The 3,540-nt window shown below is 31.6% G+C and carries 4 protein-coding genes; all 4 read left to right on the top strand.

From position 1 onward, the window contains the following. Positions 1–215 precede the first annotated feature (215 nt). The 4 genes from F6K38_RS37385 (at position 216) to F6K38_RS37370 (ending at position 3,480) form a co-directional block, all read left to right on the top strand. Complete coding sequence (locus tag F6K38_RS37385) at positions 216–398, top strand: hypothetical protein (protein WP_287360058.1); 183 nt, start codon at positions 216–218, stop codon at positions 396–398. A gap of 814 nt (positions 399–1,212) precedes the next feature. Further along, a complete protein-coding gene (locus F6K38_RS37380) occupies positions 1,213–1,671 on the top strand; it encodes a hypothetical protein (protein ID WP_287360056.1) in 459 nt (152 codons plus the stop codon). A 2-nt stretch (positions 1,672–1,673) separates the two neighbouring features. Then, a complete protein-coding gene (locus F6K38_RS37375) occupies positions 1,674–2,522 on the top strand; it encodes a hypothetical protein (protein ID WP_287360055.1) in 849 nt (282 codons plus the stop codon). 55 nt (positions 2,523–2,577) lie between these two features. Continuing rightward, a complete protein-coding gene (locus F6K38_RS37370) occupies positions 2,578–3,480 on the top strand; it encodes a hypothetical protein (RefSeq protein ID WP_287360053.1) in 903 nt (300 codons plus the stop codon). The last annotated feature ends 60 nt before the right edge of the window (positions 3,481–3,540 follow it).

Below are 3,540 nucleotides of genomic sequence, written 5' to 3'. Positions count from 1 at the left end.
CTTGTCATGAGGCTATTCCTTACCTACCAAACGTAATTGAACGGTGATTCGGGCAGTCTCGCCCATCTTCTCACAAGGAAGTGGCGCGCAAGTATTTCACCCAAACTGACATCAAATTATACTGTAGGTTTATTATTATCTACTGACTAATTAACATAAGCGGACTTATTGGTATTTTAGTTCGCCTGTTTACGCAATAGTTTATCCCCTTAGTAATGACTCTGATGGGAAGTAGTTCTGTAGTCGGAATTCCGGTAACGGAACAGAGTCGATTCCTGGAATTAGAATTGGGTCGTGTGTTGGTGACATACCCCAAGTACATGAAGTTGACAGGTCTGAGTACGCCATCAAAATGGATTCTTATTGCTTTCCGGAAAGCAATAAGGGAATCTTGCTAGAATGTTGACTGGTTATGATTCAGACATGGTCAAAGAGACAGCAAAAATTACTCCTATAAACTATTTCACACTTTCCGGAAAGCCATCTAAGATGGGAGTATAGGCAAAGCACTTTGATACTTAACCCGATGGCTGCGTTCGCGCAGCGTGACCAAAGGTCAATCGCGTAGCGTCTCTGTAGGAGAATCACACTGCATCAATGCATCAATAAATGCGCCCGCCACCATGTTGAAGGTAGAGGGATGGATGAGTTTTGAAACCGGACTGTTAAGGGTTGCGATCACACTTATCTATAGCGCTACTGCCTCATGGATGCTTGCACCAGGTCTTCATTGATACTGCTGATCTTGGCCAAATTTCGGTTGTATACCCTACTACCAGATAAGGGTAGGGATTGGTTGTGATCGCTTTTAGCGTATCTATTCCACTAGAGCTTTATCGATGCAGCATGCTCTAGTTCCTGAAAGGGTTGATAGAACAATCTCGTTACTCTCACGAGCTACTTGCGGTGGCCCCACTGTCAGTTTTTACTGTGGGTACGGATAAGCAGGTACAAAAAATCAATTGCACATTTAAAAAAAACTCAAAGCCTTGTATGGTAAGGGTTACATAGATTTGGAGTAGGCAATTAATTCTGTGTAGGTGCTTAGCGATCGCATTCAGCATATGGTTATTGGTAGTGGATAGTGAGTATAGCAGGTCTAGGGGTCTAACTTCAAACTTCTAAATGTTAAATCAAATTTTCCTATTATGGAAATAATTATGTTATAATTACTTACCAAAAAAATATATATTTCCTAAAAATTTATTAATTATGGAATTAAGTTATTTTATGGAACTGAGTGATTTTATTGCCTTAGTGGCTTTAGTTATATCAATTTATAGTATATGGGTACAAAATAAAGGGGTTAAGCAAGAGTTATTAATAACAAATGTTAGTGAATATACTAAAAGGTATCAGGAAATTTTTGAAAAGTTACCAAGAATGGTTTTAGATGAAAACTTTGATATTAATAGTTTATCAGATGCAGATAAAGAAATGGTAGTTCGTCCAGTATGGATTTATTTTGATTTATGTTATGAACAATATCTTTTACATTATGAACTAGATATTGTAGATAAAAAACTATGGAAATATTGGGAAGCGGGCATGGTTTCTGCTTTTAGTAGACCTTCATTTTACATATGTTGGAATATTATTAATGGGATTTCAGCTTACCCCAGGAACTTTACTAATTTTGTTAATCACAAAATGTCACAACTTCATAATTAAAAATGAGTATTATAATACATATTTGGACGGGCGAAATGCCTGAAAAAGCTCCGTTTAATGCTATATATGGTGGAAATGTTGAACATGTTTCAATTACAATAATTGACCTTCAGAATGAGGAAAAACCAATATATATTAGTCATCGCCCAAAAGATCCTAAAATAGACCCTAGAATAGATATCACGAATGTTAATGAAGTTGAAAAATATCTATTAAAATATTTATTAAAAGGTTATGTGCCAAAATCACAATCTATTTCTTTAAAAAAAGATTGTGATTTGCAAAAACGTGAACCTGATATTGAAATGCATATGTCTAGTTCATATTTAAATATACCAAGAATGATTCTTTATTCTGAAAAATATTTACAAAATGAATTGTCTGAATCTGAATGTTTATATCATATAGATAAAAATAATTCTTCTTCCGTAGTTGTAAATTTAATTCGTCAAGGATTAAATTGTCCGAATATGAAAAAAACATGTGGTATCTGTAACAGGAGTAGTAATCAAAAATGTACGGTTATTATACTTTGGTTATTGAGGATTTTTGTAATATTTGGAGTTTTAGTATCTAGTAGTTTTTTATTCTTTTTATTAGATGATGGTAATTTACCAATTAAAATACAAAATATTCTTATAATATCGTTTATAATTTTGCCTGCACTTTTGGTTTTATGGGGATTTAGTTGGTTCTATAATATAGAAATATGTGTAATTGGATTAATACCTAGCTGGAATATTTGGTCTTCTATATCATTACAAATTTTGATTGAAAGAATAAATAAAATAATGGAAAAAGAAAAGCATAAAACTTGTCCACGCACAAGAAAGGGAATTTTTAATTTTTAATTTAATTATTTCAGAATATTAATTTAAAAATGTTATGGTTTCATAGTTATAAAGTATGAGCATTATAATACATATTTGGACTGGTAAAATGCCTAAAATGGCTATCTTTAATGCTATATATGGTGGAAATGTTGGACACGCTTCAATTACAATAGTAGATCTTCAGAATGAGGAAAAACCAATATATATTAGTCATCGTCCAAGAATAAATATCACACATATCAGTGAAGTTGAAAGAGATGATTCTATACTATATGTATTAAAAGGTTATGCACCAAAAGCTGAACCGATTTCTTTTAAACAAGACTGTGAGCTTCGAAAAAGAAAACCAGATATTGAAATGCATATTCCTGGTTGGTATTTAAATATATCAAGAATGATTCTTTATTCTGAAAAGTATTTGCAAAATGAATTGCCTAAATCTGAATGTTTATATCATATAGCAAAAAATAATTGTTGTGCAGTAGTTGTAAATTTTATTCGTCAAGGATTAAATTGTCCGAATATTAAAAAAACATGTGGTATCTGTGACAGAGGAAAGAATCAAAAAGGTACAACTACAATGAATTGGTTATTGAGAATTATTATGATAGTTTCATATGTTATGGGACTTTCAGTTACATTACGTATTATTGTTAGGAATCTAGAAGATACTGGTTTACAAACGGGACGTATTCCGATTATATTATCTGTAATTTCGGCTTCCCTTATGTTTTTTTGGTTGTTTGGTTGGTTTTCTAATATTGAAAGAGGCATTATTGGATTAATACCATGTTTGAATATTTGGTCGCCTATAACATTACAAATTTTTGTTAAAAGAATAAATAAAATAATAGATAAAAAGAAACATAAGTTTCGTTGTCCTAGAACAAGGAAGGGAATTTTTTATTATTTAAATAAAGTTTTTGATTATTTAATGAAGGGAATTCTTTATTATTTAAAGTTTTTGATTATTTAAAGTTAATACTTCAGTCTTTTTTAGATTGATTATGTTTCTTTTGTCTAACGGGGTTATATT

This window comes from Moorena sp. SIO3B2 (genome assembly GCF_010692525.1).
GTDB classification, from domain to species: Bacteria; Cyanobacteriota; Cyanobacteriia; order Cyanobacteriales; family Coleofasciculaceae; genus Moorena; species Moorena producens.
This window is presented reverse-complemented; position numbering and strand designations above follow the sequence as displayed.

Excerpts from the sequence above, each read along its gene's own strand:
- F6K38_RS37375 (WP_287360055.1), top strand. The coding sequence starts at position 1,674 with ATGAGTATTATAATACATATTTGGACGGGCGAAATGCCTGAAAAAGCT.
- F6K38_RS37380 (WP_287360056.1), top strand. The coding sequence starts at position 1,213 with ATGGAATTAAGTTATTTTATGGAACTGAGTGATTTTATTGCCTTAGTG.
- F6K38_RS37385 (WP_287360058.1), top strand. The coding sequence starts at position 216 with ATGACTCTGATGGGAAGTAGTTCTGTAGTCGGAATTCCGGTAACGGAA.
- F6K38_RS37370 (WP_287360053.1), top strand. The coding sequence starts at position 2,578 with ATGAGCATTATAATACATATTTGGACTGGTAAAATGCCTAAAATGGCT.